Source organism: Pseudomonas tohonis (genome assembly GCF_012767755.2).
In the GTDB taxonomy this organism is placed as follows: domain Bacteria; phylum Pseudomonadota; class Gammaproteobacteria; order Pseudomonadales; family Pseudomonadaceae; genus Metapseudomonas; species Metapseudomonas tohonis.
Genome location: NZ_AP023189.1, coordinates 4,254,271 through 4,280,123, shown reverse-complemented (window position 1 = coordinate 4,280,123; position 25,853 = coordinate 4,254,271). Strand labels below are relative to the sequence as shown.

Annotated in this window: 20 protein-coding genes, 1 other RNA gene and 1 pseudogene; 12 read left to right on the top strand and 10 right to left on the bottom strand. The window is 66.7% G+C overall.

The features are described from left to right. Window positions 1-213: 213 nt before the first annotated feature. From guaD to HSX14_RS19310, 6 genes are all read right to left on the bottom strand, one after another. On the bottom strand, window positions 214-1,518 hold the full coding sequence (guaD, locus tag HSX14_RS19335) for a guanine deaminase (RefSeq protein WP_173179330.1): 1,305 nt from the start codon (window positions 1,516-1,518) through the stop codon (window positions 214-216). A 103-nt stretch (window positions 1,519-1,621) separates the two neighbouring features. After that, window positions 1,622-2,470 (bottom strand): xanthine dehydrogenase accessory protein XdhC, encoded by an 849-nt coding sequence (gene xdhC, locus HSX14_RS19330; RefSeq protein ID WP_173179332.1) that lies wholly within the window; start codon window positions 2,468-2,470, stop codon window positions 1,622-1,624. Continuing rightward, window positions 2,467-2,616 carry a hypothetical protein gene (locus tag HSX14_RS19325; RefSeq protein WP_173179334.1) on the bottom strand — a complete coding sequence of 50 codons (150 nt, stop codon included), beginning with the start codon at window positions 2,614-2,616 and terminating at the stop codon, window positions 2,467-2,469. Before HSX14_RS19325 ends, xdhC begins: the two co-directional genes overlap by 4 nt. Window positions 2,617-2,635: 19 nt before the next feature. Beyond that, the gene (gene xdhB, locus HSX14_RS19320) at window positions 2,636-5,032 is read right to left on the bottom strand and encodes a xanthine dehydrogenase molybdopterin binding subunit (RefSeq protein ID WP_173179336.1); all 2,397 of its coding nucleotides are present in this window, start codon (window positions 5,030-5,032) and stop codon (window positions 2,636-2,638) included. Window positions 5,033-5,163: 131 nt separating this feature from the next. After that, window positions 5,164-6,603 (bottom strand): xanthine dehydrogenase small subunit, encoded by a 1,440-nt coding sequence (xdhA, locus tag HSX14_RS19315; RefSeq protein WP_173179338.1) that lies wholly within the window; start codon window positions 6,601-6,603, stop codon window positions 5,164-5,166. Window positions 6,604-6,850: 247 nt separating this feature from the next. Then, window positions 6,851-7,987 (bottom strand): alkane 1-monooxygenase, encoded by a 1,137-nt coding sequence (locus HSX14_RS19310; RefSeq protein ID WP_173179340.1) that lies wholly within the window; start codon window positions 7,985-7,987, stop codon window positions 6,851-6,853. Window positions 7,988-8,261: 274 nt separating this feature from the next. Here HSX14_RS19310 and HSX14_RS19305 point away from each other — a divergent pair, with 274 nt between their 5' ends. The 4 genes from HSX14_RS19305 (at window position 8,262) to ligA (ending at window position 15,915) form a co-directional block, all read left to right on the top strand. After that, window positions 8,262-8,921 (top strand): GntR family transcriptional regulator, encoded by a 660-nt coding sequence (locus HSX14_RS19305; protein WP_173179342.1) that lies wholly within the window; start codon window positions 8,262-8,264, stop codon window positions 8,919-8,921. A 26-nt stretch (window positions 8,922-8,947) separates the two neighbouring features. Continuing rightward, the gene (gene smc, locus HSX14_RS19300; RefSeq protein ID WP_173179344.1) at window positions 8,948-12,436 is read left to right on the top strand and encodes a chromosome segregation protein SMC; all 3,489 of its coding nucleotides are present in this window, start codon (window positions 8,948-8,950) and stop codon (window positions 12,434-12,436) included. 211 nt (window positions 12,437-12,647) lie between these two features. Further along, complete coding sequence (gene zipA / locus HSX14_RS19295) at window positions 12,648-13,475, top strand: cell division protein ZipA (protein ID WP_111263422.1); 828 nt, start codon at window positions 12,648-12,650, stop codon at window positions 13,473-13,475. Between the two features lie 67 nt (window positions 13,476-13,542). Continuing rightward, window positions 13,543-15,915, top strand: a complete 2,373-nt coding sequence (gene ligA, locus HSX14_RS19290) for an NAD-dependent DNA ligase LigA (RefSeq protein ID WP_173179346.1) — start codon at window positions 13,543-13,545, stop codon at window positions 15,913-15,915. Window positions 15,916-16,002: 87 nt separating this feature from the next. On the opposite strand, the gene HSX14_RS19285 is transcribed toward ligA, so the two are convergent. Next, window positions 16,003-16,284, bottom strand: a complete 282-nt coding sequence (locus HSX14_RS19285) for an HU family DNA-binding protein (RefSeq protein WP_173179348.1) — start codon at window positions 16,282-16,284, stop codon at window positions 16,003-16,005. 237 nt (window positions 16,285-16,521) lie between these two features. On the opposite strand from HSX14_RS19285, the pseudogene HSX14_RS31685 reads away from it, so the two are divergent. The 3 genes and pseudogenes from HSX14_RS31685 to ffs form a co-directional block, all read left to right on the top strand. Then, window positions 16,522-17,271, top strand: a pseudogene (locus tag HSX14_RS31685) (MCP four helix bundle domain-containing protein); the annotation flags it as partial. 201 nt (window positions 17,272-17,472) lie between these two features. After that, window positions 17,473-18,177, top strand: a complete 705-nt coding sequence (locus tag HSX14_RS31680; RefSeq protein WP_420803759.1) for a methyl-accepting chemotaxis protein — start codon at window positions 17,473-17,475, stop codon at window positions 18,175-18,177. Between the two features lie 104 nt (window positions 18,178-18,281). Beyond that, an RNA gene (gene ffs, locus HSX14_RS19275) (signal recognition particle sRNA small type) lies at window positions 18,282-18,378 on the top strand. A 26-nt stretch (window positions 18,379-18,404) separates the two neighbouring features. On the opposite strand, the gene HSX14_RS19270 is transcribed toward ffs, so the two are convergent. Next, window positions 18,405-19,136 (bottom strand): substrate-binding periplasmic protein, encoded by a 732-nt coding sequence (locus HSX14_RS19270; RefSeq protein ID WP_173179352.1) that lies wholly within the window; start codon window positions 19,134-19,136, stop codon window positions 18,405-18,407. Window positions 19,137-19,281: 145 nt separating this feature from the next. Between HSX14_RS19270 and dnaX the strand changes: the two genes are divergently transcribed. From dnaX to recR, 3 genes are all read left to right on the top strand, one after another. Next, a complete protein-coding gene (gene dnaX, locus HSX14_RS19265) occupies window positions 19,282-21,468 on the top strand; it encodes a DNA polymerase III subunit gamma/tau (RefSeq protein ID WP_173179354.1) in 2,187 nt (728 codons plus the stop codon). A gap of 11 nt (window positions 21,469-21,479) precedes the next feature. Further along, complete coding sequence (locus tag HSX14_RS19260; protein WP_111263428.1) at window positions 21,480-21,806, top strand: YbaB/EbfC family nucleoid-associated protein; 327 nt, start codon at window positions 21,480-21,482, stop codon at window positions 21,804-21,806. Between the two features lie 114 nt (window positions 21,807-21,920). Further along, window positions 21,921-22,520, top strand: coding sequence for a recombination mediator RecR (gene recR, locus HSX14_RS19255; RefSeq protein WP_111263429.1), 600 nt, complete (start codon window positions 21,921-21,923; stop codon window positions 22,518-22,520). 24 nt (window positions 22,521-22,544) lie between these two features. Here the strand turns inward: recR and HSX14_RS19250 are convergent, their stop codons facing one another. Together HSX14_RS19250 and HSX14_RS19245 are read right to left on the bottom strand one after the other, a co-directional pair. Then, complete coding sequence (locus HSX14_RS19250; protein ID WP_173179389.1) at window positions 22,545-23,057, bottom strand: GNAT family N-acetyltransferase; 513 nt, start codon at window positions 23,055-23,057, stop codon at window positions 22,545-22,547. Continuing rightward, window positions 23,051-23,488 carry a rhodanese-like domain-containing protein gene (locus HSX14_RS19245; protein WP_173179356.1) on the bottom strand — a complete coding sequence of 146 codons (438 nt, stop codon included), beginning with the start codon at window positions 23,486-23,488 and terminating at the stop codon, window positions 23,051-23,053. The genes HSX14_RS19250 and HSX14_RS19245 overlap by 7 nt, the downstream gene beginning before the upstream one ends. A 98-nt stretch (window positions 23,489-23,586) precedes the next feature. Between HSX14_RS19245 and ftrA the strand changes: the two genes are divergently transcribed. Next, window positions 23,587-24,555 carry a transcriptional regulator FtrA gene (gene ftrA, locus HSX14_RS19240; RefSeq protein WP_173179358.1) on the top strand — a complete coding sequence of 323 codons (969 nt, stop codon included), beginning with the start codon at window positions 23,587-23,589 and terminating at the stop codon, window positions 24,553-24,555. A gap of 76 nt (window positions 24,556-24,631) precedes the next feature. Next, on the top strand, window positions 24,632-25,780 hold the full coding sequence (locus HSX14_RS19235; RefSeq protein WP_173179360.1) for an acyl-CoA dehydrogenase family protein: 1,149 nt from the start codon (window positions 24,632-24,634) through the stop codon (window positions 25,778-25,780). Window positions 25,781-25,853 lie beyond the last annotated feature (73 nt).

Below are 25,853 nucleotides of genomic sequence, written 5' to 3'. Positions count from 1 at the left end.
TGAAGAAGCCCCGCGAATGCGGGGCTTTTTTGTGGGTGTGTGGTTTTGGGTGAGGCGGGTCGTCGGGTGTAACCCCGGGGGCGGGATCGCGAATGGGTTCGCACCCACGGAGCACCGGGGCGCTTTTGGGTGAATGAATTCGCCCCTACAGGGCGCGCACGTGGGGAAATGAAAAAGCCCCGCATGGGCGGGGCTTTCGGGTGCGGCGTCGGATCAGTCGCGGCGGTGCACGGAGCGGCCGGCGGCGAAGGTTTCCTTCACGGTGCGATCGTCGCCGAGGATGGTCAGTGCGAAGAGCTTTTCCTCGATGGTCCTGGCCTGCTGCATGCGGTAGGCGATCAGCGGGGTGGCCTGGTAGTCGAGGACCACGAAGTCCGCGTCCTTGCCGCTGGCGAAGTTGCCGATCTTGTCGTCCAGGTACAGCGCGCGGGCGCCGCCCAGGGTGGCCAGGTACAGGGACTTGAACGGGTCGAGCTTCTTGCCCTGCAGCTGCATGACCTTGTAGGCCTCGTTCAGCGACTGCAGCTGGGAGAAGCTGGTGCCGGCGCCGACGTCGGTGCCCAGGCCCACGCGCACGCCGTGCTCTTCCAGTTTCTGCAGGTCGAACAGGCCGCTGCCCAGGAAGAGGTTGGAGGTGGGGCAGAAGGCCACGGCCGAGCCGGTTTCCGCCAGGCGCTTGCACTCGTCGTCGCAGACGTGGACGCCGTGGGCGAAGACCGCGCGCGGGCCGATCAGCTTGTAGTGGTCGTACACGTCCAGATAGCCCTTGCGCTCCGGGAACAGCGCCTTCACCCATTCGATCTCCGCCTTGTTCTCGGACAGGTGGGTGTGCATGTACAGGCCCGGGAACTCGCCGAACAGCTGGCCGGCCAGGGTCAGTTGCTCCGGGGTGCTGGTCGGCGCGAAGCGCGGGGTCACCGCGTAGTGCAGGCGGCCCTTGCCGTGCCAGCGCTCGATCAGCTCCCGGCTGTCGGCGTAGCCGCTTTCCGGGGTGTCGGTCAGGTAGTCGGGGGCGTTGCGATCCATCAGCACCTTGCCGGCGATCATGCGCAGGTCCAGGGCTTCGGCGGCCTCGAAGAAGGCGTCGACCGACTGCTTGTGCACGGTGCCGAACACCAGCGCGGTGGTGGTGCCGCTGCGCAGCAGTTCCTTGAGGAAGATGGCCGCCACGTCGGCTGCGTGTGCCTTGTCGGCGAAGGCCTTCTCGGTGGGGAAGGTGTAGGTGTTCAGCCAGTCCAGCAGCTGTTCGCCGTAGGAGGCGATCATGCCGGTCTGCGGATAGTGGATATGGGTGTCGATGAAGCCGGGGGTGATCAGGGCGTCGCGGTATTCGCGCACCTCCACGCCCTTGAGGCCGGGCAGCAGGTCGGCGGCAGGGCCGACGCGGGCGACCTTGCCGTCCTCGATCACCAGCACGCCGTCCTCGAAGTACTCGTAGGACTGCTCGACGCCCACCTCGGCGGGGTCGGCGATGCTGTGCAGGATGGCGGCGCGATAGGCTTTTACAGGGCTGGTCATGTTGAATCTCGTTCTTTCGTGATCTTGATGCCCCATGGCGGGGCTCCGCGCAGGCGAGCGCCGAGCCGAGGCGGCCCGGTGTCCTCCTGCATGAATCTAGGGGTCAGGCCTGTTCGCGGCGGGAAGAGGGCACCAGTTTGGCGACTGTTTCCCTTTTCTTCACGTCCTGGCCTTCCTCCTTCTGACCGAAGGTGGCGTTGTAGGTGGCGATGATCTCGCCGGCGATGGAGATGGCGATCTCCGCGGGCAGCTTGCCCTTCACCTCGGCGATGCCCATGGGGCAGCGCATGCGTTGCACGGTTTCCGGGGCGAAGCCGCGGTCGCGCAGGCGGTGTTCGAACTTCACCCGCTTGGTCTTCGAGCCGATCAGGCCGTAGTAGGCGAAGTCGTTGCGCTTGAGGATGGCGGCGGTGAGTTCCAGGTCGAGCTGGTGGTTGTGGGTCATGACGATGAAGTAGCTGCCGGCGGGCATGCGCTCGACCTCATCGACCACCTCGTCGTTGATCACCTTCTCGACGCCGGCGGGAATGGACGCCGGGAACTCGTTCTCCCGTGAATCGATCCAGCGCACCTTGCACGGCAGGCTGGCGAGCAGCGGAGCCAGGGCACGGCCCACGTGGCCCGCGCCGAACAGGGCGATATGCGCCTGGGGCTGGCCCATGGGCTCGAACAGCAGCACCGTGGCACCGCCGCAGCACTGGCCGAGGCTGGCGCCCAGGCTGAAGCGCTCCAGGCGGGTGTCCTGGGAGCGGGTCCGCAGCATTTCGCGGGCGATCTCCATCGCCTTGAATTCCAGGTGGCCGCCACCGATGGTCTCGTAGATGCGGTCATCGCTGACCACCATCTTCGAGCCGGAATTGCGCGGGGTGGACCCGCGCTCTTCGATGATGGTCACCAGCACGCAGGCGTCCCCGCGTTGCTGGAGTTCGGCCAGGGCGCTGATCCAACTCATTTGCTCAACCTCCAGGTACGCAGGGGCTTGGCGGAGCGCGAGAGGCGCCAGACATCCTGCTCCGGACGGCGCAAGGCGTCGGTCGGCTGGGCCGGTGCGGCCTGCTGTTCCGGGTTTTCGCGACTGAAGGCGGGTTGGCTGTTCATCTCGGCTCCCGGCCCGCCGTCAGGCGGGCTCCACCTGGCTGGCAGCGGGCTTGTTGGCCGCCTGCTGCAGCTTCTTCATCTGTTCCACGCCCCAGAGCACGCGCTCCGGAGTGGCCGGTGCATCGATGTTCGGTTGCGCCTTGTAGTCCGCCAGGCTGGCCACGGCGTCCTTGAGCGCACACCACACGGCGATGCCGAGCATGAACGGCGGTTCGCCCACGGCCTTGGAGTGGAACACGGTCTGCTCGGGGTTCTTGCGGTTCTCCACCAGCTTGACCCGCAGGTCCAGCGGCATGTCGGCGATGGCGGGGATCTTGTAGCTCGCCGGGCCGCTGGTCATCAGCTTGCCCTTGGCGTTCCACACCAGCTCCTCCATGGTCAGCCAGCCCATGCCCTGGACGAACGCACCCTCCACCTGGCCGATGTCGATGGCCGGGTTCAGCGAGGCGCCGACGTCATGCAGGATGTCGGTGCGCAGCATCTTGTATTCGCCGGTCAGGGTGTCCACCAGCACTTCCGCACAGGCGGCGCCGTAGGCGAAGTAGTAGAAGGGGCGGCCGGCGGCCTTCTCGCGGTCGTAGAAGATCTTCGGCGTGCGGTAGAAACCGGTGCTGGAGAGCGAGATCTGGTTGAAGTAGGCGAGCTGGATCATCTCCTCGAAGGAGAGGAAGTGATCGCGCACGCGCACCTGCTCGTTGCGGAACTCGATGTCCTCGTCGGTCACCTTGAAGTGGTTGGCGAGGAAGTCCACCAGGCGCTTCTTGATGGTCTCGGCGGCGTTCTGGGCGGCCTTGCCGTTCAGGTCGGTGCCGCTGGAGGCAGCGGTCGGCGAGGTGTTGGGCACCTTGTCGGTGTTGGTCGCGGTGATCTGGATACGGCCGATGTCCACCTGGAAGACCTCGGCCACCACCTGGGCGACCTTGGTGTTCAGGCCCTGGCCCATCTCGGTGCCGCCGTGGTTCAGGTGGATCGAACCGTCGGTATAAATGTGCACCAGCGCGCCGGCCTGGTTGAGGAAGGTGGCGGTGAAGCTGATGCCGAACTTGACCGGGGTCAGCGCCAGGCCCTTCTTCAGCACCGGGCTCCTGGCGTTGAAGGCGCGGATTTCTTCACGGCGCCTGGCGTATTCGCTGCTGGCCTCCAGCTCGGCGGTCATCTCGTCGAGGATGTTGTGCTCGACGGGCTGGTAGTAGTGGGTGACGTTGCGCTCGTCCTTGCCGTAGTAGTTGGTCTTGCGCACCTCCAGCGGGTCCTTGCCCAGGTGGCGCGCGATGACGTCCATGATCTCCTCGATCACCACCATGCCCTGCGGTCCGCCGAAGCCGCGGTAGGCGGTGTTCGAGGCGGTGTTGGTCTTGCAGCGGTGGCCGTTGATGGTGGCGTGTTCGAGGAAGTAGGCGTTGTCCGAGTGGAACATCGCGCGGTCGACGATGGAGCCGGAGAGGTCCGGCGAATAGCCGCAGTTGCCCGCCAGCTCCAGTTCGATGCCGGTGAGCAGGCCGTTGTCGTCGAAGCCGATGTCGTACTCGGCGTAGAACGGGTGGCGCTTGCCGGTGATGGTCATGTCTTCCATGCGCGGCAGGCGCATCTTGGTCGGCCGGCCGGTGAGGTGCGCGATCACCGCGCAGAGGCAGGCGGGGCCTGCGGCCTGGGTTTCCTTGCCACCGAAGCCGCCACCCATGCGGCGCATGTCGATGACGATCTTGTGCATGTGCACGCCCAGCACCTCGGCGACCAGCTTCTGCACCTCGGTGGCGTTCTGCGTGGAGGTGTAGACGATCATGCCGCCATCCTCGGTGGGCATCACCGAGGAGATCTGGGTTTCCAGGTAGAAGTGCTCCTGGCCGCCGATGTGCAGGTTGCCCTGCAGGCGGTTCTTCGAGCGCGCCAGGGCGCTGGCCGAGTCCCCGCGCTTGTGCTGGTGGCTGTCGAGGACGAAGTGTTTCTTGCGCAGCGCATCGACCACGTCGAGCACCGGCTCCAGGTCCTCGTACTCGATGATCGCCGCCATGGCGGCCTTGCGGGCGGTCTCCAGGCTGTCGGCGCCGACCGCGAGGACGACCTGGCCGACGTATTCGACCTTGCCGTCCGCCAGCAGCGGGTCGCCGGCCACGACCGGGCCGATGTCCAGCTGGCCGGGCACGTCCTCGGCGGTTATGGCGATGGCCACGCCCGGGAAGGCGTAGCAGGGGGTGGTATCGATGCGCAGGATGCGGGCATGGGCGCGGTCGCTCATGCGGGCGTAGACGTGCAGCTGGTTGGGGAACTCCAGGCGGTCGTCGACGTACACGGCTTCGCCTGTGACGTGCTTGGGCGCGCTCTCGTGCTTGACGCTCTTGCCGACGCCGGTGGTGATGTCGGTGCGGAACAGCGCGGCCAGTTCTTCTTGGGATTTGATCTTGTGGTGGTTAGACATGCTCTGTGCCTCCAACGACTGCTGCGCCCGCGTGAAGGGTGACGGGCGCGACGTGCAGATTAAGCCTGCGGTGCTGCGCTTCCTGGCCAGCAACTGCCGGGCGCGGCGCTTGGTGCGCGACATGCTTGAGATCACACATAGGCGGTCACCCGGGTTTCGACTTCGGGGGCCTGCAGTTCGAGGAAGAATTTGCGCAACAGGTTCTGTGCGGTCAGCAGGCGGTATTCCTTGCTGGCGCGGAAGTCGGTCAGAGGGGTGAAGTCCTGGGCCAGGGCCTCGCAGGCGCGTTCGATCACGCCGGGGTACCAGGCGGCGCCCAGCAGGGCGGCTTCGCAGGCGGCGGCGCGCTTGGGAATGCCGGCCATGCCGCCGAAGGCGATGCGGGCTTCACGCACCACGCCGTCTTCGATCACCAGGTTGAAGGCGGCGCACACGGCGGAGATGTCGTCGTCCAGGCGCTTGGACACCTTGTAGGCGCGGAACGCCTGGTTGGCGCGGGCGCGCGGCACGAGGATCTTCTCGATGAACTCGGCTTCCTGGCGCACGGTGACCTTGTAGTCGAGGAAGTACTCGTCCAGGGGCAGGGTGCGGGTCTGGTTGCCCTTGCGCAGGACGATCTTCGCGCCGAGGGCGATCAGCAGCGGCGGGGCGTCGCCGATGGGCGAGGCGTTGCCGATGTTGCCGCCCAGGGTGCCCTGGTTGCGGATCTGCAACGAGGCGAAGCGGTGCAGCAGTTCGCCGAAGTCCGGGTATTCGCGGGCCAGGGCGTCGTAGCAGTCGGAGAGCGCGGTGGCGGCGCCGATCTCGATGAGGTCGGGACCGATCTCCACGCGCTTCATGGCGTCGATGTGGCCGACGTAGATCATCACCGGCAGCTCGCGGTGGAACTGGGTGACCTCCAGGGCCAGGTCGGTGCCGCCGGCCAGCAGGCGGGCCTGCGGGTTGGCGGTGTAGAAGTCGGCCAGGTCGGCGACGGTCAGCGGCACCAGGCAGCGCTTGTCACCGCTGTTGAGCTCGGCGGTCTCGCGCGGGGCGATGGCCTGGAGCTGGGCGACGGTCTGGGCCTCGAAGGCGTCGAACTGGTCAGGCTGCTTCTGGCAGCAGGCCTGCTCGGCGGCGTCGATGATGGGGCGGTAGCCGGTGCAACGGCACAGGTTGCCGGCCAGGGCTTCCAGGGTCTGGGCCTTGTCGTAGCCATCGCTGTTCTTCTGCAGGGCGAACAGCGACATGACGAAGCCGGGGGTGCAGAAGCCGCACTGGGAGCCATGGCAGTCGACCATGGCCTGTTGCACGGAATGCAACTGGCCCTTGTGCTTGAGGTCTTCCACGGTGATCAGCTGCTTGCCGTGCAGGGACGAAACGAATGTCAGGCAGGAGTTGAGGGTGCGATAGCGGATGCGATCCCCCTGCAGCTCGCCGACGACGACCGTGCAGGCGCCGCAGTCGCCCGAGGCACAGCCCTCTTTGGTTCCGGGTTTGGCCAAGTGTTCACGCAAGTAGTTGAGCACGGTGACGTTGGGATCGAGATCGCGCTCGGTGCGCAGCTCCCGATTGACTAAAAACTGGATCAAGGACGACCTCCAGGCACTTTATTGTTTTTACGAGGGCTCGTATGGCGGCGAATTTAGAATCCCCTGACTTTCTGGTCAATAAATATTTGACCCAAAAGTCAGAAAATCTTCACGCCAATGGGCCATGAAGCCGGCGCGCCCGCTCTGGCACGGCAAAGTTGCTTAATCCGTGCCAGTCATCTGCAAGTGTAGAAACGCCGACGCCCCCATGCGGGGGCGTCGGTCAAAAGGTCGGGCGGGGAAGGGGTCAGGCGGCCTGTTGCGACTCCGTCAGCTGGTGTTCCTCGCCTGCATAGTAGGCACGGACGCGGGGGTCCATCACCGCGCGCCAGAGCGGCGGGATCAGCGCCAGGACGATCATCCCCGCGTAGCCGTTGGGCAGCTGCGGGCTGTCCTCGAAGTGGCGCAGCACCTGGTAGCGGCGCTTGGCGTAGGCGTGGTGGTCCGAGTGGCGCTGCAGGTGGAAGAGGAACAGGTTGGTGAGCAGGAAGTTGCTGTTCCAGGAGTGCTCCGGGCTGGTCCGCTCATAGCGGCCGTTCTCCAGCTTGCGCCGGTGCAGGCCGTAGTGCTCCACGTAGTTGACGATCTCCAGCAGGGTGAAGGCCATGGCCGACTGGCCGAGGAAGAACAGCACGCCGAGCCAGCCGAACGCCAGGCCGAACCCTGCGGTGAAGGCTGCACTGATGGCGTACCACCAGATCAGCTCGTTGCGCCAATGCAGTGCAGGCAGGCCCTTGCGCTTGAGGCGCTCGGCCTCCAGCTGCCAGGCATTGAGGAAGTTGTGCTTGTAGGCGTGGGGCAGGAAGGCGTAGAGGCTCTGGCCATAGCGGGAGGAGGAGGCGTCCTCGGGCGTCGACACGTGAACGTGGTGGCCACGCACATGCTCGACCTTGAACCCCGCGTAGCACACCGCCGCCAGCAGCAGGCCGCCGGCGTTCTGCTCGATCTTCGGGTCCTTGTGGATCAGTTCGTGGGAGACGGTGATGCCGATGGCGCCCATCACGGTGCCCACCGAGAGCAGCCAGCCGAGGCGGCCGACCCAGTTCCAGTCCTCGTGGTGGATGAAGACCCAGCCGCTCCAGACCAGCATGCCCAGCAGCAAGGGCACGGTGGCCAGGCTGAGCACCTGGTAGTAGTCCTGACGCTCCATCTCCGGCACCTGCTCGGCCTCGTCGGGGTTGGCCGGATCGCGGCCGACGATGGCATCGAGGATCGGTATCACCCCGAAGACCACGGTGATCACCAGCCAGGGCCACGCATTGGGATGGCTGCTGTCCAGCGACCAATAGAAGCTCATGGGAATCCCGGCAACCGGGATCAGCCAGATCCAGTAGCCGACCTTTTTCAGGGCGAGCATCCAGTTGGAAGGCAGGCGTTCGAACATGGGTGGTCTCCGCGTCGAGGTGGATGGGTTCTTGTAAGATTGTCAGACAATCGTGCGCCTCCCAGCCCCGCCCGGCGACCGACCTTTAGGTCTGAATGCCCGCTTGATGTCACCTTTGCGGGGTAACACCCTGTGTTACACTTCGCCCCCTGCAGCGTTCCGCTGCGGGCCGCAAACCCTTGTAGCTGCTGCGTTCCCGGGCTTTCGCCAACGCCGGAGCTATCGCCGAGGGCGCCTTACGGACATCCCCAGCCTCCATGACCGAAGGAAAACCATGACGTTCAAGGCACCGGACAGCCTCGCCGAACAGATCGCCCACCACCTCGCCGAGCGCATCATCCGCGGCGAGATGAAGGCCCGCGAACGGATTCAGGAACAGAAGGTCACCCAGTCCCTCAACGTCAGCCGCGGCTCGGTGCGCGAGGCATTGCTGATCCTCGAGCGTCGCCACCTGATCAATATCCTCCCACGCCGCGGGGCGCAGGTGTCCGAGCTCACCCCTCATCACGTGCAGAGCCTCTATGCGTTGATGATGGAGATGTACATCCTGCTGGCCAATGCCGTGGCCCAGCGCTGGCGGACCGATGACGACCTCGCGCCGTTCCGCGCCATCCAGCTGCGCCTGGAGGAGTGCCTGAAGGAGCACGACATCGGCAACTTCGTCGACGCCAGCTTCGACATCATGCGTGCCGCCTACCCCTTCGCCGACAACCCCTACCTGGAAGAGACGGTGGAGAACCTGCTGCCGGCCATCAGCCGCACCTATCACCTGGCGCTGGAGCAGCGCAAAGGCGAGATGGCCCAGTTCATGCTTGCCTTCGCCGACCTGCTGCAGGCGGTGATCGCCCGCGAGCCGGCGCGTATCCGCGACGTACTGCTCGCCTACGGCCAGCACAACTGCCAGCTGGTGCTCGCCGCGCTGGCCGGGCGCTGACGGTTCACTGACCGAGGGAGGCAGGGATGCGGCTCAAGTGCATCAAACTGGCGGGGTTCAAATCCTTCGTCGACCCGACCACGGTCAGCTTCCCCAGCAACATGGCCGCGGTCGTCGGCCCCAACGGCTGTGGCAAATCCAACATCATCGACGCCGTGCGCTGGGTGATGGGCGAAAGCTCGGCTAAGAACCTGCGCGGCGAGTCGATGACCGACGTCATCTTCAACGGCTCCAACACCCGCAAGCCGGTGGCCCAGGCCAGCATCGAGCTGATCTTCGACAACTCCGACAACACCCTGGTGGGCGAATACGCGGCCTTCGCCGAGATCTCCATCCGCCGCCGGGTCAGCCGCGACGGGCAGAACACCTACTTCCTCAACGGCACCAAGTGCCGGCGCCGCGACATCACCGACATCTTCCTCGGCACCGGCCTCGGCCCGCGCAGCTACTCGATCATCGAGCAGGGGATGATCTCCAAGCTGATCGAGGCCAAGCCCGAGGACCTGCGCAACTTCATCGAGGAAGCCGCCGGCATCTCCAAGTACAAGGAGCGCCGCCGCGAGACCGAGAGCCGCATCCGTCGTACCCACGAGAACCTCGCGCGCCTCACCGACCTGCGCGAAGAGCTGGAGCGCCAGCTCGAGCGCCTGCACCGCCAGGCCCAGGCCGCCGAGAAGTACCAGGAGTACAAGGCCGAGGAGCGCCAGCTGCGCGCCCAGCTCGCCGCCCTCAAGTGGCAGGCGCTGAACGAGCAGGTGGGCCAGCGCGAGGCGGTGATCGGCAGCCAGGAAGTCAGCTTCGAAGCGCTGGTGGCCGAGCAGCGCAGCGCCGACGCCAGTATCGAGCGCCTGCGCGACGGCCACCACGAGCTGTCCGAGCGCTTCAACCTGGTCCAGGGTCGCTTCTACTCGGTGGGGGGCGATATCGCCCGGGTCGAGCAGAGCATCCAGCACGGCCAGCAGCGCCTGCGCCAGTTGCAGGACGACCTGCGTGACGCCGAACGTGCCCGCCAGGAAACCGAATCCCACCTCGGCCACGATCGCACCCTGCTGGCGACCCTCGGCGAGGAGCTGGAAATGCTCGCGCCCGAGCAGGAAGTCAGCGCTGCCGCCGCCGAAGAGGCCGCCGCCCAGCTGGAGGAAGCCGAGACCGGCATGCACGCCTGGCAGGAGCAATGGGACGGTTTCAACCAGCGCAGCGCCGAGCCGCGCCGCCAGGCTGAAGTGCAGCAGGCACGCATCCAGCAGCTGGAGCAGAGCCTAGAGCGCCTATTGGAGCGCGAGCGTCGCCTCAACGACGAGCGCGCCCAGCTCGCGGCCGATCCGGAAGACGCCGCCATTCTCGAACTGAGCGAACAGCTCGCCGCCGGCGAGCTGCAACTGGAAGAGCTGCAGGCCGCCGAAGAGGCCCAGGTCGAGCGCCTGGAGCAACTGCGTGAGGAGTTGCAGCAGGCGACCCAGGCCCAGCAGCGCGCCCAGGGCGAGTTGCAGCGCTTGAACGGCCGTATCGCCTCACTCGAGGCCCTGCAGCAGGCCGCGCTCGACCCCGGCACCGGCACCGCCGAATGGTTGCGCGGCCAGCGGCTCGACCAGCGCCCGCGCCTGGCCGAGGGCTTGCGCGTGGAGGCGGGCTGGGAGCTGGCGGTGGAGACCGTGCTCGGCGCCGACCTGCAAGCCGTGCTGCTGGACGATTTCAATACCCTCGACCTGAGCGGCTTCACCCAGGGCGACCTGCGCCTGGCGAGCGCCGGCAACGGCGGTGCCCGAGTATCCGGAAGCCTGCTGGACAAGGTCGAATCCGCCGTCGACCTGACGCCCTGGCTGGCGCGGGTGCGACCCGTGGACAGCCTCGACCAGGCCCTGGCCGCCCGCGCGACGCTGGCTGCCGACGAGAGCCTCATCAGCCGTGACGGCTACTGGGTCGGGCGCAATTTCCTGCGGGTGCGCCGTGCCAGCGAAGCCGAGAGCGGCGTGCTGGCCCGGGGTCAGGAGCTGGAGCGCCTGCACGCCGAGCGCGACGAGCAGCAGGCTGCCCTGGAGGCCCTGGAGGAGCGCCTGCAACAGCTGCGCGACCATCAGCGCCAGCAGGAGGAAAGCCGCGAGCAGCAGCGTCGCCGTGCGCAGGACGAATCCCGTCGTCTCGGTGAGCTCAAGGCGCAATTGTCCGCCCAGCAGGCCAAGGTCGAGCAGCTCACCCTGCGTCGCCGCCGCCTGGAGGCCGAGCTGGCCGAACTGGACGAGCAGCGCGCCATCGAGCACGAGCAGCTCGGCGAATCGCGCCTGACCCTGCAGGACGCACTGGATGCGATGGAAACCGACACCGAGCAGCGCGAGAAGCTGCTCGCCGAGCGCGACAACCTGCGCGAGCGCCTCGACCGTATCCGCCAGGAGGCCCGTCAGCACAAGGACCACGCTCACCAACTGGCTGTGCGTGTCGGCTCGTTGCGCGCCCAGCACGACTCCACGCGCCAGGCGCTGGAGCGCCTGAGCCTGCAGTTCGAGCGCCTCGAGGAGCGTCGCGAACAGCTCAGCCTGAACCTGGAGGAGGGCACCGCTCCGCTGGAAGAGCTGCGCATGAAACTCGAGGAGCTGCTCGACCGGCGCATGGGCGTGGAGGAAGAGCTCAAGCTCGCGCGCCTGGCCCTGGAGGACGCCGACCGTGAATTGCGCGATGCCGAGAAGCGTCGCACCCAGGCCGAGCAGCAGTCGCAGCTGCTGCGTGGCCAGCTGGAGCAGCAGCGCATGGAGTGGCAGGCCCTGAGCGTGCGTCGCAAGACGCTGCAGGACCAGCTCCACGAGGACGGCTACGACCTCCACGGCGTGCTCGCGACGCTCCCGGGGGAGGCCAGCGAAGCGGCCTGGGAAGAAGAACTCGAACGCCTCGCGGCGCGCATCCAGCGCCTCGGGCCGATCAACCTCGCGGCCATCGACGAGTACCAGCAGCAGTCCGAGCGCAAGCGCTACCTGGACGCCCAGAACGACGACCTGGTGGAGGCGCTGGAGACCCTGGAGAACGTCATCCGCAAGATCGACAAGGAGACGCGCAACCGCTTCAAGGAGACCTTCGACCAGATCAACTCCGGCCTGCAGGCGCTGTTCCCCAAGGTCTTCGGGGGCGGCCACGCCTACCTGGAGCTGACCGGGGAAGACCTGCTGGATACCGGCGTCGCCATCATGGCGCGGCCCCCGGGCAAGAAGAACAGCACCATCCACCTGCTTTCCGGTGGCGAGAAGGCGCTCACCGCGCTGGCCCTGGTATTCGCCATCTTCCAGCTCAACCCCGCGCCGTTCTGCATGCTCGACGAAGTGGACGCGCCACTCGACGATGCCAACGTCGGACGTTACGCGAGGCTGGTGAAGGAGATGTCGGAGAAGGTCCAGTTCATCTATATCACCCACAACAAGATCGCCATGGAAATGGCCGATCAGCTGATGGGCGTGACCATGCACGAGCCGGGATGCTCGCGCCTGGTCGCGGTGGACGTCGAGGAGGCTCTTTCCCTCGTAGAGGCCTGATCGGGCGGGGGTGCAACCTTTTCGCCCGGAGGGCCGTGAAGCCTCTATCAGAGGTTTCTCTGCTGGGCTGGCCGTGCTAGCTTAATGCCCAATTTTGTCGCACGTGGAAAACGCCATTCAGAACATGGAGTTGGGCGCCACGTTTTCAGAGGACCGGATGTCCTTTCTTCACCATCATCAGAATATTTTTTGACCAGGGGACACAGGATTAATGGATATCGGTCTGCGCGAGTGGCTGATCGTCATCGGCATCATCGTAATCGCCGGCATTTTGTTCGATGGCTGGCGTCGCATGAGCGGCGGCAAGGGAAAACTCAAGTTCAAGCTCGATCGTAGTTTCTCCAACCTCCCTGACGACGAGGAGGACCCCGCCCTGGTCGGTCCTGTACGCGTCAAGGAGCGTCACCAGGAGCCCTCGCTGGACGAGGAGGACCTGCCGCCCATGAGCGCCAAGGAGCTGAACAAGCGCCGTGGCAGCGAGCCGCACCAGGGTGACCTCAACCTCGACGAGCCGGTGCCGACCCTGCTGACCCCGGTCGACGACGTCGCCCCGGCCAAGGGCGCCAAGAACGGCAAGGCCCACGCCCCCGCCCAGGACCTGCCCCCGGTGGAGGAGGTGCTGGTGATCAACGTGGTGGCCCGCGACGGTGACGGCTTCAAGGGCCCGGCCCTGCTGCAGAACATTCTCGAAAGCGGCCTGCGCTTCGGCGAGATGGACATCTTCCATCGCCACGAGAGCATGGCCGGCAATGGCGAGGTGCTGTTCTCCATGGCCAACGGCGTCAAGCCCGGCACCTTCGACCTGGACGACATCGACCACTTCAGCACCCGTGCGGTCAGCTTCTTCCTCGGCCTGCCCGGCCCGCGCCACCCGAAACAGGCCTTCGACGTGATGGTCGCCGCGGCCCGCAAGCTGTCCCAGGAACTGAACGGCGAGTTGAAGGACGACCAGCGCAGCGTGATGACCGCGCAGACGATCGAGCATTACCGCCAGCGCATCGTCGAATTCGAGCGCCGCAGCCTGACTCACAAGCGCTGAACCACAGGATCCATCGAAAGAGCAGCTCAGGCTGCTCTTTTCGTTTGCATAGAAAAGAGCACGAACCATGAACGACGCCCAGACTGCCGCCCAGCGCATCCACCAATTGCGTGCCGAACTGGATGAGCACAACTACCGCTACTACGTGCTGGACGAACCCAGCGTGCCCGATGCCGAATACGACCGCCTGTTCCGCGAGCTGCAGGCCCTGGAGGCCGAGCATCCCGAGCTGGTGACGCCGGAGTCGCCCACCCAGCGCGTGGGCGGCGAAGCCCTCAGCGCCTTCGGCGAGGTGCGCCACGAGGTGCCCATGCTCAGCCTGGGCAACGCCTTCGAGGAAGAAGACCTGCGCGCCTTCGACCGCAGCGTGCAGAGCGGCCTGGGGCTTTCCTCCGGCGACCTGTTCGGCGGTGGCGCTGAGGTGGAATACAGCTGCGAGCCCAAGCTCGACGGCCTGGCGGTCAGCCTGCTGTATCGCGACGGCCAGCTGGTGCGCGGCGCCACCCGGGGCGATGGCAGCACCGGTGAGGACATCAGCGCCAACGTGCGCACCATCCGCAACGTACCGCTCAGGCTCAAGGGCGAGGGCTGGCCCGCCGTGCTCGAAGTGCGCGGCGAGGTGTACATGCCCAAGGCCGGATTCGAGGAGCTCAACGCGCGCCAGGCGGAAAGCGGCGGCAAGACCTTCGCCAACCCGCGCAATGCCGCGGCCGGCAGCCTGCGCCAGCTGGACCCGCGCATCACCGCCAGTCGCCCGCTGGAGTTCTGCTGCTACGGCATCGGCCAGGTCAGCGGCGAGCTGTCGGCTACCCAGGTCGGCATGCTCGAGCAGCTCAAGGCCTGGGGCGTACCCATCAGCCGCGAGCTGAAGCTGGCCAAGGGGGTTGAAGCCTGCCTGGCCTACTACCACGACATCGGCGAACGCCGCATGGCCCTGGCCTACGACATCGACGGCGTGGTGTTCAAGGTCAACAACATCGAGGACCAGCAGCAGCTGGGCTTCCGCGCCCGCACCCCGCACTGGGCGCTGGCCCACAAATTCCCCGCCCAGGAGGAGCTCACCGAGCTGCTGGACGTGGAGTTCCAGGTCGGCCGTACCGGTGCCGTCACCCCGGTGGCACGGTTGAAGCCGGTCAAGGTGGCCGGCGTCACCGTGGCTAATGCCACCCTGCACAACATGGACGAGGTCGCGCGCCTGGGCCTGAAGATCGGCGACACCGTGATCATCCGCCGCGCGGGTGACGTGATTCCCCAGGTGATGCAGGTCGTGCTTGAGCGCCGCCCCGAGAACGCCCGCGAGGTGCATGTGCCCGAGCAGTGCCCGGTGTGTGGTTCCGCCGTGGAGCGCACGCAACTGGTCAAGCGTGCCAAGGGCAAGGAAACCACCAGCGAGGGCTCGGTCTACCGCTGCGTTGGCCGCCTGGCCTGTGGCGCCCAGCTGAAGCAGGCGATCATCCACTTCGCTTCCCGCCGTGCGCTGGATATCGAAGGCCTGGGCGACAAGATCGTCGAGCAACTGGTGGATACCGGGCTGGTCGCATCGCCGGCGGACCTGTTCACCCTGACCTACGACCAGGTGGTGGCGCTGGAAGGCTTCGCCGACCTGTCGACCCGCAACCTGCTGGCGGCGATCCGGGACAGCGCCAGGCCGACCCTGGCGCGCTTCATCTACGCCCTGGGCATTCCCGATGTGGGCGAGGAGACCGCCAAGCTGCTGGCCCGCGCCCTCGGCTCCCTGGCGCGCATCCGCCAGGCGCTGCCGGAGGTGCTCACCTACCTGCCCGACGTGGGCCTGGAGGTCGCCTTCGAGATCCGCAACTTCTTCAGCGACGCCCACAACCTCAAGGTCATCGACGACCTGCTGGCCCGTGGTGTCGTGCTGCAGGAGGAAGGCGACCTCAGCCCCGAGTTCGCCGCCTGCGCTTCCCTCCCGGGTTTCATCGACAAGCTCAACATCCCCTTCATCGCCGCCACCGGCGCAGAGAAACTGGCGGCCAGGTTCGGCAGCCTGGAAGGCGTGATCAAGGCCGACTGGCTGGACCTGCGCCAGGTGGAGCGCCTCAATGAGAAGGCGGCCAAATCCCTGCGCGACTTCTTCGACCAGCCTGCCAATGCCGAGCGCGCCGCGCTGATCGAGGCGCAGCTGCGTGAATTCGGCATGCACTGGCAGAGTGAGAAGAAGGTCGTGGAAGGCCTGCCGCTGGCCGGGCAGACCTGGGTGCTGACCGGCACCCTGGAGGTGATGAGCCGCGATGTGGCCAAGGAGAAGCTGGAGGCCCTGGGTGCCAAGGTGGCCGGCTCGGTCTCGGCCCGTACCCATTGCGTGGTGGCCGGCCCCGGCGCCGGTTCGAAGCTGGCCAAGGCCACCGAGCTGGGCGTGCGCGTGCTGGACGAGGAGGCATTCCTGGCCGAGCTGAAGGGGATGGGCGTCTCGCTCTGACCCATCGGCGCTCCCGCGAGCGCAGGGCGCACCGAAGGCGCAAATGAAAAGGCCGGGCATCTGCCCGGCCTTTTCGTTGCCGATCCCTTACTTGTTCACGGCGTCGCTGAGGCCCTTGGCCGGCACGAACTTGACGACCTTCTTGGCCGCGATCTCGATGCTCTTGCCGGTCTGCGGGTTGCGGCCGGTGCGTGCCGGGCGCTCGGTGATCTTCAGCTTGCCGATGCCCGGCAGGGTGATTTCATCACTGTTCTCCAGCGTATCGCTGACGATCTCGCTCAGCTGTTCCAGCACGGCGCGCACGGAGGCCTTGGTGGTGTCGGTTGCTTCCGCGATGTCTGCGATCAGTTGGTCTTTGGTGATTGCCATGGTGTAGCTCCAGTGGGGGTGGGTTCGGCTCGCTGCCGCGCCGGGATCGCCGGCGCGGATTGAGACCCGCGCCGGCGCTGAAAGTGCAATGGTAGCGGGCCCGGTGGCGAAGCCGGCGGCACGCTAGCACAAAAGCCGTGTCAGGCCGGCGACGAAGTGATTCCGCTCATCGCCAGGGTGCGGCGCGACGGGGCCGACAGGCCGTTCCTGGCCGTCTACGCTTGCTGTTACCTCGCCATGACATCGCGGAGATCCACCATGCTACGTGCCTTTGCCGATCTGGGGTTTCGCTGGAAGATCGCCCTGCCGATCCTGCTCCTGGTGGTCCTCCTGGTGCTGATGGGCGGCCTGGGCATGCAGGGGGTGTCCCAGGTCGCGGACTCCAGCAAGCAGCTGACCAACCGCTACCTGCCGGCCATCAGCCTGTTGCTCAATGCCGACCGTGACCTCTATCAGGCCTTCACCGCCGAGCGCAGCCTGCTGGATGAAAGCGCCGGGGCGCACATCGACCAGCTCAAGGCCGACCATGCGGAAAACCTGCAGCAAGCCTATGACCGCGTGCACAAGTACGCCGAAATGAGCACCGGTGCCGACTCGCGCCAGCTGATCGCCCAGTTCGACAGCGGCTTCGAGAAGTGGAAGATCACCTCTCTCAAGGTGGTCCAGCTCGCCGCGTCCGACCCGGATGCCGCCAGCGCCCTGAGCTTCGGCGACAGTGAAAGCCAGTTCCAGAACATGCGCGATGCCATCGACAAGCTGGGCGAGCTCGAAGACAAGGCGGCCAATGCCGAAGGGCTGCGGGCGATCGCCATCGGTGAGGCGCGCAGCTGGCAGCAGGGCGTGATCATCGTCATCGGCCTGGGCATCTGCATGGTGCTGGTGATCGGCTTCCCCACCCTGGTGACCCGGCCGCTGCTCCGCCTGCTCGAGCGCATCGAACAGATCGCCGATGGCGACGGCGACCTGCGGGTGCGGCTCGACGTCACTTCGCGTGACGAACTGGGCAAGCTCAGTCATGCCTTCAACCGCTTCCTCGACAAGCTGCAGCCGCTGATTAGGGAGGTCGGCCGGGTGACCGGCGAGGTGGCCGACTCGGCGCAGAGCCTGGCCGGGCTCGCGGCCGCCAACGATCGGCTGATCAGCAGCGAGCACGCGGCGGTCGACCAGGTCAGCACCGCCGCCACCGAGATGAGCGCAGCCGTCCATGAGGTCGCGCGCAACGCGCAGAACGCCGCCGATGCCGCGCGCTTCGCCGAGAACCAGTCCCGCGAGGGAGCCCAGGTCGTGGGGGCGACGATCAAGGCGATCCGCCAGCTCGCTCAGGAAGTGGAAAGCGCCTCCACCACCATCGGCACGCTGGAGCAGGAAACCGCCAACATCGGCGCCGTGCTGGCCGTGATCAAGGGCATCGCCGACCAGACCAACCTGTTGGCGCTCAACGCGGCCATCGAGGCGGCGCGTGCGGGCGAGCAGGGCAGGGGCTTCGCCGTCGTGGCCGATGAGGTCCGCGCCCTGGCCGCAAGGACCCAGGACTCCACCAAGGACATCCAGCAGATGATCGAGCGCCTGCAGATCGGCGTACAGAACGCGGTGAAGGCCATGCACTCGGGCAGCGTCCAGGCCCGTGACAGCGTCGAGCGTGCCGCGGGTGTCGACCAGGCGCTCTCGGACACCGGCGACTCGGTGCAGCGGATCAACGATATGGCCGCGCAGATCGCCACCGCCTGCGAGGAGCAGAGCAGCGTGACCGAAGAGATCGCCCGCAACATCAGCGACATCCGCGACCTGTCCAACGAAGCCGCGCAGACCTCCGAGCAGAGCACCCAGGCGAGCCGGCACCTGTCCGAGCTTTCCAGTGGCCTCGCGAAGCTGGTCGGGCGCTTCCGGGTATGAGCCGCAAGTGCTTGTAACGGAAATGTTTTTAGCAGTTGTAAGTTGGCGAAGAGCCGGTACAATGGCGCGGCTCGCCGATCTGGCGAGCTGCGTTATGGTGGCCCTGCCGGTCCCCCCGCAACGATTACCCGTGAACCTGGTCAGATCCGGAAGGAAGCAGCCACAGCGGGAACATTGTGTGCCGGGGTGTGGCTGGTAGGGTCACCCCCATCTCCCAGCGCTGCGATTCACCGGTAGCGCGACACGATTCTCTCTATCTCCCCCGATGTCCGCATGCGCGCCAGTGCACGCACGATCTCGTTCGCCGGTATCTCGGGCGCATTGCGTACCAGGCAGGCCACGGGTTCCTCTTCCAGTACCGCCACCGCAGCCAGGCGCTCGCTTGCCGGCATGCCGCGGTTGAACCATTTCAGCGCCAGCTCGCTGCTCACCGCATAGTGGTAGCGGCCCGCGCCGAGCTTCTGCAGCACCAGGCCCTGGTTGCGTGCATCGTCCCGTTGAAGGGTGCCGTTGTCGAAGCGCTGCTGCAGGCTCGGGTAGGCGTAGCCCAGCACGGTGCCGATGTTCTGTGCCGGCAAACGCTGCGGGTCGACGGGAAGCGCGTTGTCGGGAGCGCTCACCAGCAGGTCGCGCTGCACCAGGATCGGCTCGCTCCACAGGTAATTCACGCCCAGGTCCCCCATCCAGTTGGGGCTCACGTAGCAGCGCACGTCGATGTCGCCGTGCTCCAGCGCCAGCTGGACGCGGGTGCGCGGCAGCACGTCGACTTCCAGGGGGCGGTCGAGGCGCCGACTCAGCCCCTGGATGATGTCGAAGAGGATGCCGCCGGTCAGCTCGTTGCCCTCGATCTGAGCCACGGGCATGGCCCAGCTGTCCACCGCGGAAAAGCGCAAGGGCGCCGGCTCGGCGAAGGCCAGCGCGCTGGCGACCAGCAGCGGGAAGAGGAGCAATGGACGCATCGGGCTCCCTCGCAGGGGCGTGGAGGAGCGTTCACAATGCCCCTTGTCTCATCCGATGGAAATAGAGCACTTCGCATCGGATGCAATTTGCGGTTTGCTCCGCTAGCATTAGCCCCTTCCGATTTCCCAGCTGCGACGGTTTTCAATGAGTTATCAGGTTCTTGCACGTAAATGGCGTCCGCGCTCGTTCCGCGAAATGGTCGGCCAGACCCATGTGCTGAAGGCCCTGATCAACGCCCTGGACAACCAGCGCCTGCACCATGCCTACCTGTTCACCGGTACCCGTGGCGTGGGCAAGACCACCATCGCGCGCATCCTGGCCAAGTGCCTGAACTGCGAGACCGGCATCAGCTCCACGCCCTGTGGCCAGTGCTCGGTGTGCCGCGAGATCGACGAAGGCCGTTTCGTCGACCTGATCGAGGTGGACGCCGCGAGCCGCACCAAGGTCGAGGACACCCGCGAACTGCTGGACAACGTGCAGTACGCGCCGAGCCGTGGTCGCTACAAGGTCTACCTCATCGACGAAGTGCACATGCTCTCCACGCACTCGTTCAACGCGCTGCTCAAGACCCTCGAAGAGCCGCCGCCCCATGTGAAGTTCCTGCTGGCCACCACCGACCCGCAGAAGCTGCCCGTCACCATCCTTTCGCGCTGCTTGCAGTTCTCCCTGAAGAACATGCCGCCGGAGCGTGTGGTCGAGCACCTGACCCACGTCCTGGGTGCCGAGAACGTGCCGTTCGAGCCCGATGCCCTATGGCTCCTGGGGCGTGCCGCCGACGGCTCGATGCGCGACGCCATGAGCCTCACCGACCAGGCCATCGCCTTCGGCGAGGGCAAGGTCCTGGCTGCCGACGTGCGCGCCATGCTCGGCACGCTCGACCATGGCCAGGTCTATGGCGTGCTCCATGCGCTGCTGCAGGGCGATGCCCGTGGCGTGCTGGAGGCCATCCGCCACCTGGCCGAGCAGGGCCCGGACTGGAGTGGCGTGCTCGCCGAGATCCTCAACGTGCTGCACCGTGTCGCCATCGCCCAGGCCTTGCCGGACGCGGTGGACAACGGCCAGGGCGACCGTGATCGCGTACTGGCCCTGGCCGAGGCATTGCCTGCCGAAGACGTGCAGTTCTATTACCAGATGGGCCTGATCGGCCGTCGTGACCTGCCCCTGGCGCCGGACCCGCGCGGTGGCTTCGAGATGGTGCTGCTGCGCATGCTGGCGTTCCGTCCAGCGGATGTGGACGGTGCGCCGAGGGTCACGCTAAAGGACCCGGGAATCAGCAAGGCCACGGCTGATTCCTCGAACACACCAGTGGCCGGCGCCAGCATCGCGGCGCCGGTTGCTCCCGTATCCCCCGTCGCGACGGTAGCGGCCCCCCAGCCGGTTGCCGGGCCCGTGGTCGCGTCTCCTGCCGTCGTGCAGACCCCGGTCGCGCCGGAGCCGGTGGCTGCCACTCCCGTCGTCGAAACACCGGTCGCACCCGCCGTGGTCGAGGCGGCTCCCGTTGCAGAGCCTGCACCTGCACCTGCGCCGCAGCCGCAGCCAGTGGCCGAGCCGGTCCAGGCCGCTCAGCCCGCTGTCACCCCGGCCGAAGTGATCGACCTGCCGTGGGAAGAGCGTCCTGCCGAACCTGCGCAGGCCGCGACTGCGATCGTCGAGCCTGCACCGGTCGAGCAGCCCATCGAGCCGTCCGCTCCGGCAGTGGAGATTGCCGCTCCCCCCGCGCAGCCCGCCGCCGAACCGCTTGCCGTGGCGCAGCCCGTTGCCGCCCAGGCGCTTCCCGAGCCCGTCGCCATCGACGATGCGGACGACGACGAGCCGCCGCCCGGCGACTATGACGATTACTACGAGGCCGATGTCGACTCCATCGCCTACATGGACGAGCTGCCGGTCGCCGAACCCGAGCCTGTCACCGTGCCGGAGGTCGTACCCGCCGCGCAACCCGCCACCGGCCTCGCCGCCGAATGGCTGGACCTGTTCCCGCGCCTGGGCATCAGCGGCCTCACCGGCAACATCGCGGCCAACTGCACCCTGGTCTCCGTGGAGGGCGATGTCTGGCGCCTGCACCTCGACCCGGCGCAGAGTGCCCTGTTCAACGCCAACCAGCAGCGTCGTATCAACGATGCGCTGAATCAGTACCACGGGCGTACCCTGGTGCTGGAGGTGGAGGTGCGCAGGCCGGAGCAGGAGACCCCCGCCCAGGCCGCCGCCCGCAAGCGCGCCGCGCGCCAGCGCGACGCCGAGGAATCCATCGCGCTCGACCCGCTGGTACAGAAGATGATCGAACAGTTCGGCGCGAGCGTTCGCCCGGACACCATTGAACCCCTTGACCGCTGAGGACAACCATCATGATGAAGGGTGGCATGGCAGGCCTGATGAAACAGGCCCAACAGATGCAGGAAAAGATGCAGAAGATGCAGGAAGAGCTGGCCAATGCCGAGGTCACCGGGCAGTCCGGTGCCGGCCTGGTGAGCGTGGTGATGACCGGTCGCCATGACGTCAAGCGCGTCACCCTCGACGACAGCCTGATGCAGGAAGACAAGGAAATCCTCGAAGACCTGATCGCCGCTGCCGTCAACGACGCCGTGCGCAAGATCGAGCAGAACAGCCAGGAAAAGATGTCCGGCATGACGGCCGGCATGCAATTGCCGCCCGGCTTCAAGATGCCTTTCTGATCAAATAGCTCCAAGTGCCAAGCCGCAAGCTTCAAGCAGAAGCGGGTGGCCTGGCACGATTTCCCCGATTCTTTGCAGCTTCCAGCTTCCAGCTTTCTTCTTTGAGACTTTCCGATGAGCTTCAGCCCGCTGATCCGCCAACTGATCGACGCCCTGCGCATCCTGCCTGGTGTAGGGCAGAAGACTGCCCAGCGCATGGCGCTGCAGATGCTCGAGCGTGATCGCAGCGGTGGCCTGCGCCTGGCCCAGGCGCTGACTTCGGCGATGGAAGGCGTGGGGCATTGCAAGCAGTGCCGCACCCTCAGCGAGGACGACCTTTGTCCGCAATGCGCCGACCCGCGTCGCGACGATTCGCTGCTGTGCGTGGTGGAAGGGCCGCTGGACGTGTTCGCCGTCGAACAGACCGGCTACCGGGGGCGTTTCTTCGTGCTCAAGGGGCACCTCTCGCCCCTCGATGGCCTGGGCCCGGAAGCCATCGGCATTCCCGAGCTGATGGCGCGGGTCGACGCCGGCGCCTTCAGCGAAGTGATCCTCGCCACCAACCCCACGGTCGAAGGCGAGGCCACTGCCCATTACATCGCCCAGTTGCTGGCGCCCAAGGGCCTGATCGCCTCGCGCATCGCCCACGGTGTACCGCTGGGTGGCGAGCTGGAGCTGGTGGACGGCGGCACCCTGACCCACGCCCTGGCCGGTCGCCGCCCCATCGGCCTCTGATCAGCGCGGCACGTAGCCCGGGCTTCAGCCCGGGGCCGCTGCCGACTCGGGCACGGATTGATCCGCCAAGGCCGCCAGCGCCTCCGCATCCATCCCATAGGCGATCCATTTGCCGTCCGGCCGCCCGCCTAGGCGCTGGTAGAAACGCTCGGCATCACCGTTGCCCGCCAGTACATCCCACTTCATCCGCCCCGCACCGCGCGCCAACGCAAACCGCGCGACGGCCCCGAGCAGGCGTTCGCCGATGCCGAGCGATCGTGCCGGCGCTGCCACGGACAGCTCCTTGAGCAGCACGCTGGGACGCAGGTCATAGGTGAAGGCGATCTCCAGCGCCACCGCGTAACCGAGCAACGTGCCAGCGGCCTCGGCCACGAACACCCGGCACTGGGGCTCCCGGCCGAACGCTCGGGCCAGCAACTGCGCCTCGTCCACAGCGAAGTCCTCCAGGTAATCCTCGAAACGGGCCAGCTCGCGCATCAGCGGGAGGAGGGCGGGCACGTCCTCGGCCCGCGCCTCCCGTACCACAGGGCTCAGCATGCGCACGGGATCGCCGGGCGGGCTTCCTGCGGGCTTTGCGCACCGGTCAGGCTCAGCCCCTCGTCCAGCCAGCCGGTGACGCCGCCGAGCATTTCCTTCACCGCGAAGCCCAGCCCGGCCAGGCGCACGGCGGCGCGGTGGACACCATTGCAGTGGGGGCCCGCGCAGTAGACGACGAACAACGTGTCGCGCGGGTAGGCGGCCATGAACTCGGCGCTCATCAGCCGATGGGGGATGTTGATCGCGCCCGGCACATGGCCGGCGGCGTAGGCTGCTTCGCCACGCACATCGACCAGCACGTAGTCGATCTCGCCCGCCTGCTGGCTGGCATTCACGTCCGAGCAGTCGGTCTCGAAGGCCAGGCGCTGGGTGAAGTGGGCCAGGGCCGCATCGGGAGCGGCGGCGGGGAACTGGCTGATGAGGCTGGGCATGGTGGCTCTCCATCGGTTGGTTTGATGGCGCCACTGTATCCAGCGCGCTTGCTGCTCTACAGTGGCGGGCAGGACAGCGACTGGTAAGTTTCCGCCAAATGAACGACGACCCCGGCCTGGTGGCCATCCTCGCCTACGACGGCCTCTGCACCTTCGAATTCGGCATCGCCGTGGAGGTCTTCGGCCTGCCCCGGCCCGAGTTCGATTTTCCCTGGTACCGCCACTGCATCGTCGGCCTGGACGACGGCCCCATGCGCGCCATGGGCGGCATCCAGGTGCTGGCCGATGCTGGCTTGGAGCGCCTGGCCGAGGCTCGGACCATCGTCATTCCCGGCTGGCGTGACCGCGCCGAGGCGCCCCCGGAGCGGCTGCTGGCAGCCTTGCGTGCCGCCCACGCCCGTGGGGCGCGGCTGGTGTCCATCTGCTCCGGCGTCTTCGTCCTCGCCGCCAGCGGCCTGCTGGACGGCCAGCGCGCCACCACCCACTGGCGCTATGCCGAGGAGCTGGCGCGGCGCTTTCCCGCCATCGAGGTGGACCCCGAGGTGCTCTATGTCGATGCCGGCCAACTGATCAGCTCGGCGGGCAGCGCCGCTGGCATCGACGCCTGCCTGCACCTGGTGGCGCGGGATTTCGGCACCCAGGTGGCCAACACCGTGGCGCGACGCCTGGTGATGTCGCCCCAGCGTGCCGGCGGCCAGGCGCAATTCATTCCCGCCCCGGTGGCCCGTGCTCCGCGTAACGATCTTTCGGCGCTGATGCAGTGGGCCCGGCAGCACCTGCACGAGCCCTTGGAAGTGAGCCAGCTGGCTCGCCGCGTGGCCATGAGCGAGCGCACCTTCCTGCGTCGCTTCAGCGAGGCCACCGGCATGACGCCCAAGGCCTGGTTGCAGCACGAACGCCTGGCCCGTGCCCGCGAGCTGCTGGAGGGCGGCGTCGACGGCAGCGAGCGCATTGCCGAGCTGTGCGGCTTCCGTTCGGTGGAAAGCTTTCGCGTGGCCTTTCGCAACGCCGTCGGGCTCCCGCCTTCGGCCTATCGGGAGCGCTTCGGAGCGGCGCATACGTCCTGATCGATGGCGCATGTCACGCCTTGAAAACCAAGCAAGCGCTCGGTAAGTTTCTCTGACTCAAACAGGGAGCCACGCCATGTCCGCTTGCCAGGAATACTTCGATCCATCCCATCAACTGGTGCGCGACTCGGTGCGCCGCTTCGTCGAGCGGGAGATCCTCCCGCATATCGGCGACTGGGAGGAGGCCGAGGAATTCCCCCGCGAGCTCTACCTCAAGGCCGGCGCTGCCGGCATCCTCGGCATCGGCTACCCCGAGCAGTACGGCGGCAGCCACGAGGGCGACCTGTTCGCCAAGGTGGCGGCCAGCGAAGAGCTGATGCGCAGCGGTTCCGGCGGCCTGGTGGCCGGGCTGGGCTCCCTGGATATAGGCCTGCCCCCGCTGATCAAGTGGGGCCGCCCGGAACTGCGCGAGCGCATCGCGCCCCAGGTGCTGGCCGGCGAGAAGATCATGGCCCTGGCCATCACCGAGCCGTCCGGCGGTTCGGATGTGGCCAACCTGAAGACCCGTGCCGTGCGCGAGGGGGATTTCTACCGGGTTAACGGCAGCAAGACCTTCATCACCAGCGGCGTGCGCGCCGACTACTACACCGTGGCGGTACGCACCGGCGGCGACGGCTTCGGCGGCGTCAGCCTGCTGCTGATCGAGAAGGGCACCCCCGGCTTCAGCGTGGGCCGCAAGCTGAAGAAGATGGGCTGGTGGGCCTCCGACACTGCCGAACTGTTCTTCGAGGACTGCCGGGTGCCGGCGGCCAACCTGATCGGTGTCGAGAACATGGGCTTCGCCTGCATCATGGCCAACTTCCAGTCCGAGCGCCTCGCCCTGGCCATCATGGCCAACATGACGGCGCAACTGGCACTGGAGGAGTCCCTGGCCTGGGCGCGGGAGCGCGAGGCCTTCGGCAAGCCCATCGGCAAGTTCCAGGTGCTCAAGCACCGCCTGGCCGAGATGGCCACGCAAGTGGAGGTGTCCCGCGAGTTCACCTACCGCCAGGCGGCGAAGATGGCCGCCGGCAAGAGCGTGATCAAGGAAATCTCCATGGCCAAGAACTTCGCCACCGACATCGCCGATCGCCTCACCTACGACGCCGTGCAGATGCTCGGCGGCATGGGCTACATGCGCGAGAGCCTGGTGGAGCGCCTGTACCGTGACAACCGCATTCTCTCCATTGGCGGTGGCTCGCGGGAGATCATGAACGAGATCATCGGCAAGCAGATGGGGCTCTGACCCCGCCCGCGCGAGGCGCCCATCGGGTGGCCTTGCGCAAGGCCCTGCGCCTCGTTATATGATGGTCGAAATT

What these genes read in the sequence shown, in the direction of transcription:
- guaD (WP_173179330.1), bottom strand. Translation starts at nt 1,518, where the DNA reads ATGACCAGCCCTGTAAAAGCCTATCGCGCCGCCATCCTGCACAGCATC.
- xdhC (WP_173179332.1), bottom strand. Translation starts at nt 2,470, where the DNA reads ATGAGTTGGATCAGCGCCCTGGCCGAACTCCAGCAACGCGGGGACGCC.
- HSX14_RS19325 (WP_173179334.1), bottom strand. Translation starts at nt 2,616, where the DNA reads ATGAACAGCCAACCCGCCTTCAGTCGCGAAAACCCGGAACAGCAGGCC.
- xdhB (WP_173179336.1), bottom strand. Translation starts at nt 5,032, where the DNA reads ATGTCTAACCACCACAAGATCAAATCCCAAGAAGAACTGGCCGCGCTG.
- HSX14_RS19310 (WP_173179340.1), bottom strand. Translation starts at nt 7,987, where the DNA reads ATGTTCGAACGCCTGCCTTCCAACTGGATGCTCGCCCTGAAAAAGGTC.
- HSX14_RS19305 (WP_173179342.1), top strand. Translation starts at nt 8,262, where the DNA reads ATGACGTTCAAGGCACCGGACAGCCTCGCCGAACAGATCGCCCACCAC.
- smc (WP_173179344.1), top strand. Translation starts at nt 8,948, where the DNA reads ATGCGGCTCAAGTGCATCAAACTGGCGGGGTTCAAATCCTTCGTCGAC.
- zipA (WP_111263422.1), top strand. Translation starts at nt 12,648, where the DNA reads ATGGATATCGGTCTGCGCGAGTGGCTGATCGTCATCGGCATCATCGTA.
- ligA (WP_173179346.1), top strand. Translation starts at nt 13,543, where the DNA reads ATGAACGACGCCCAGACTGCCGCCCAGCGCATCCACCAATTGCGTGCC.
- HSX14_RS19285 (WP_173179348.1), bottom strand. Translation starts at nt 16,284, where the DNA reads ATGGCAATCACCAAAGACCAACTGATCGCAGACATCGCGGAAGCAACC.
- HSX14_RS31680 (WP_420803759.1), top strand. Translation starts at nt 17,473, where the DNA reads ATGAGCGCAGCCGTCCATGAGGTCGCGCGCAACGCGCAGAACGCCGCC.
- HSX14_RS19270 (WP_173179352.1), bottom strand. Translation starts at nt 19,136, where the DNA reads ATGCGTCCATTGCTCCTCTTCCCGCTGCTGGTCGCCAGCGCGCTGGCC.
- dnaX (WP_173179354.1), top strand. Translation starts at nt 19,282, where the DNA reads ATGAGTTATCAGGTTCTTGCACGTAAATGGCGTCCGCGCTCGTTCCGC.
- HSX14_RS19260 (WP_111263428.1), top strand. Translation starts at nt 21,480, where the DNA reads ATGATGAAGGGTGGCATGGCAGGCCTGATGAAACAGGCCCAACAGATG.
- recR (WP_111263429.1), top strand. Translation starts at nt 21,921, where the DNA reads ATGAGCTTCAGCCCGCTGATCCGCCAACTGATCGACGCCCTGCGCATC.
- HSX14_RS19250 (WP_173179389.1), bottom strand. Translation starts at nt 23,057, where the DNA reads ATGCTGAGCCCTGTGGTACGGGAGGCGCGGGCCGAGGACGTGCCCGCC.
- HSX14_RS19245 (WP_173179356.1), bottom strand. Translation starts at nt 23,488, where the DNA reads ATGCCCAGCCTCATCAGCCAGTTCCCCGCCGCCGCTCCCGATGCGGCC.
- ftrA (WP_173179358.1), top strand. Translation starts at nt 23,587, where the DNA reads ATGAACGACGACCCCGGCCTGGTGGCCATCCTCGCCTACGACGGCCTC.
- HSX14_RS19235 (WP_173179360.1), top strand. Translation starts at nt 24,632, where the DNA reads ATGTCCGCTTGCCAGGAATACTTCGATCCATCCCATCAACTGGTGCGC.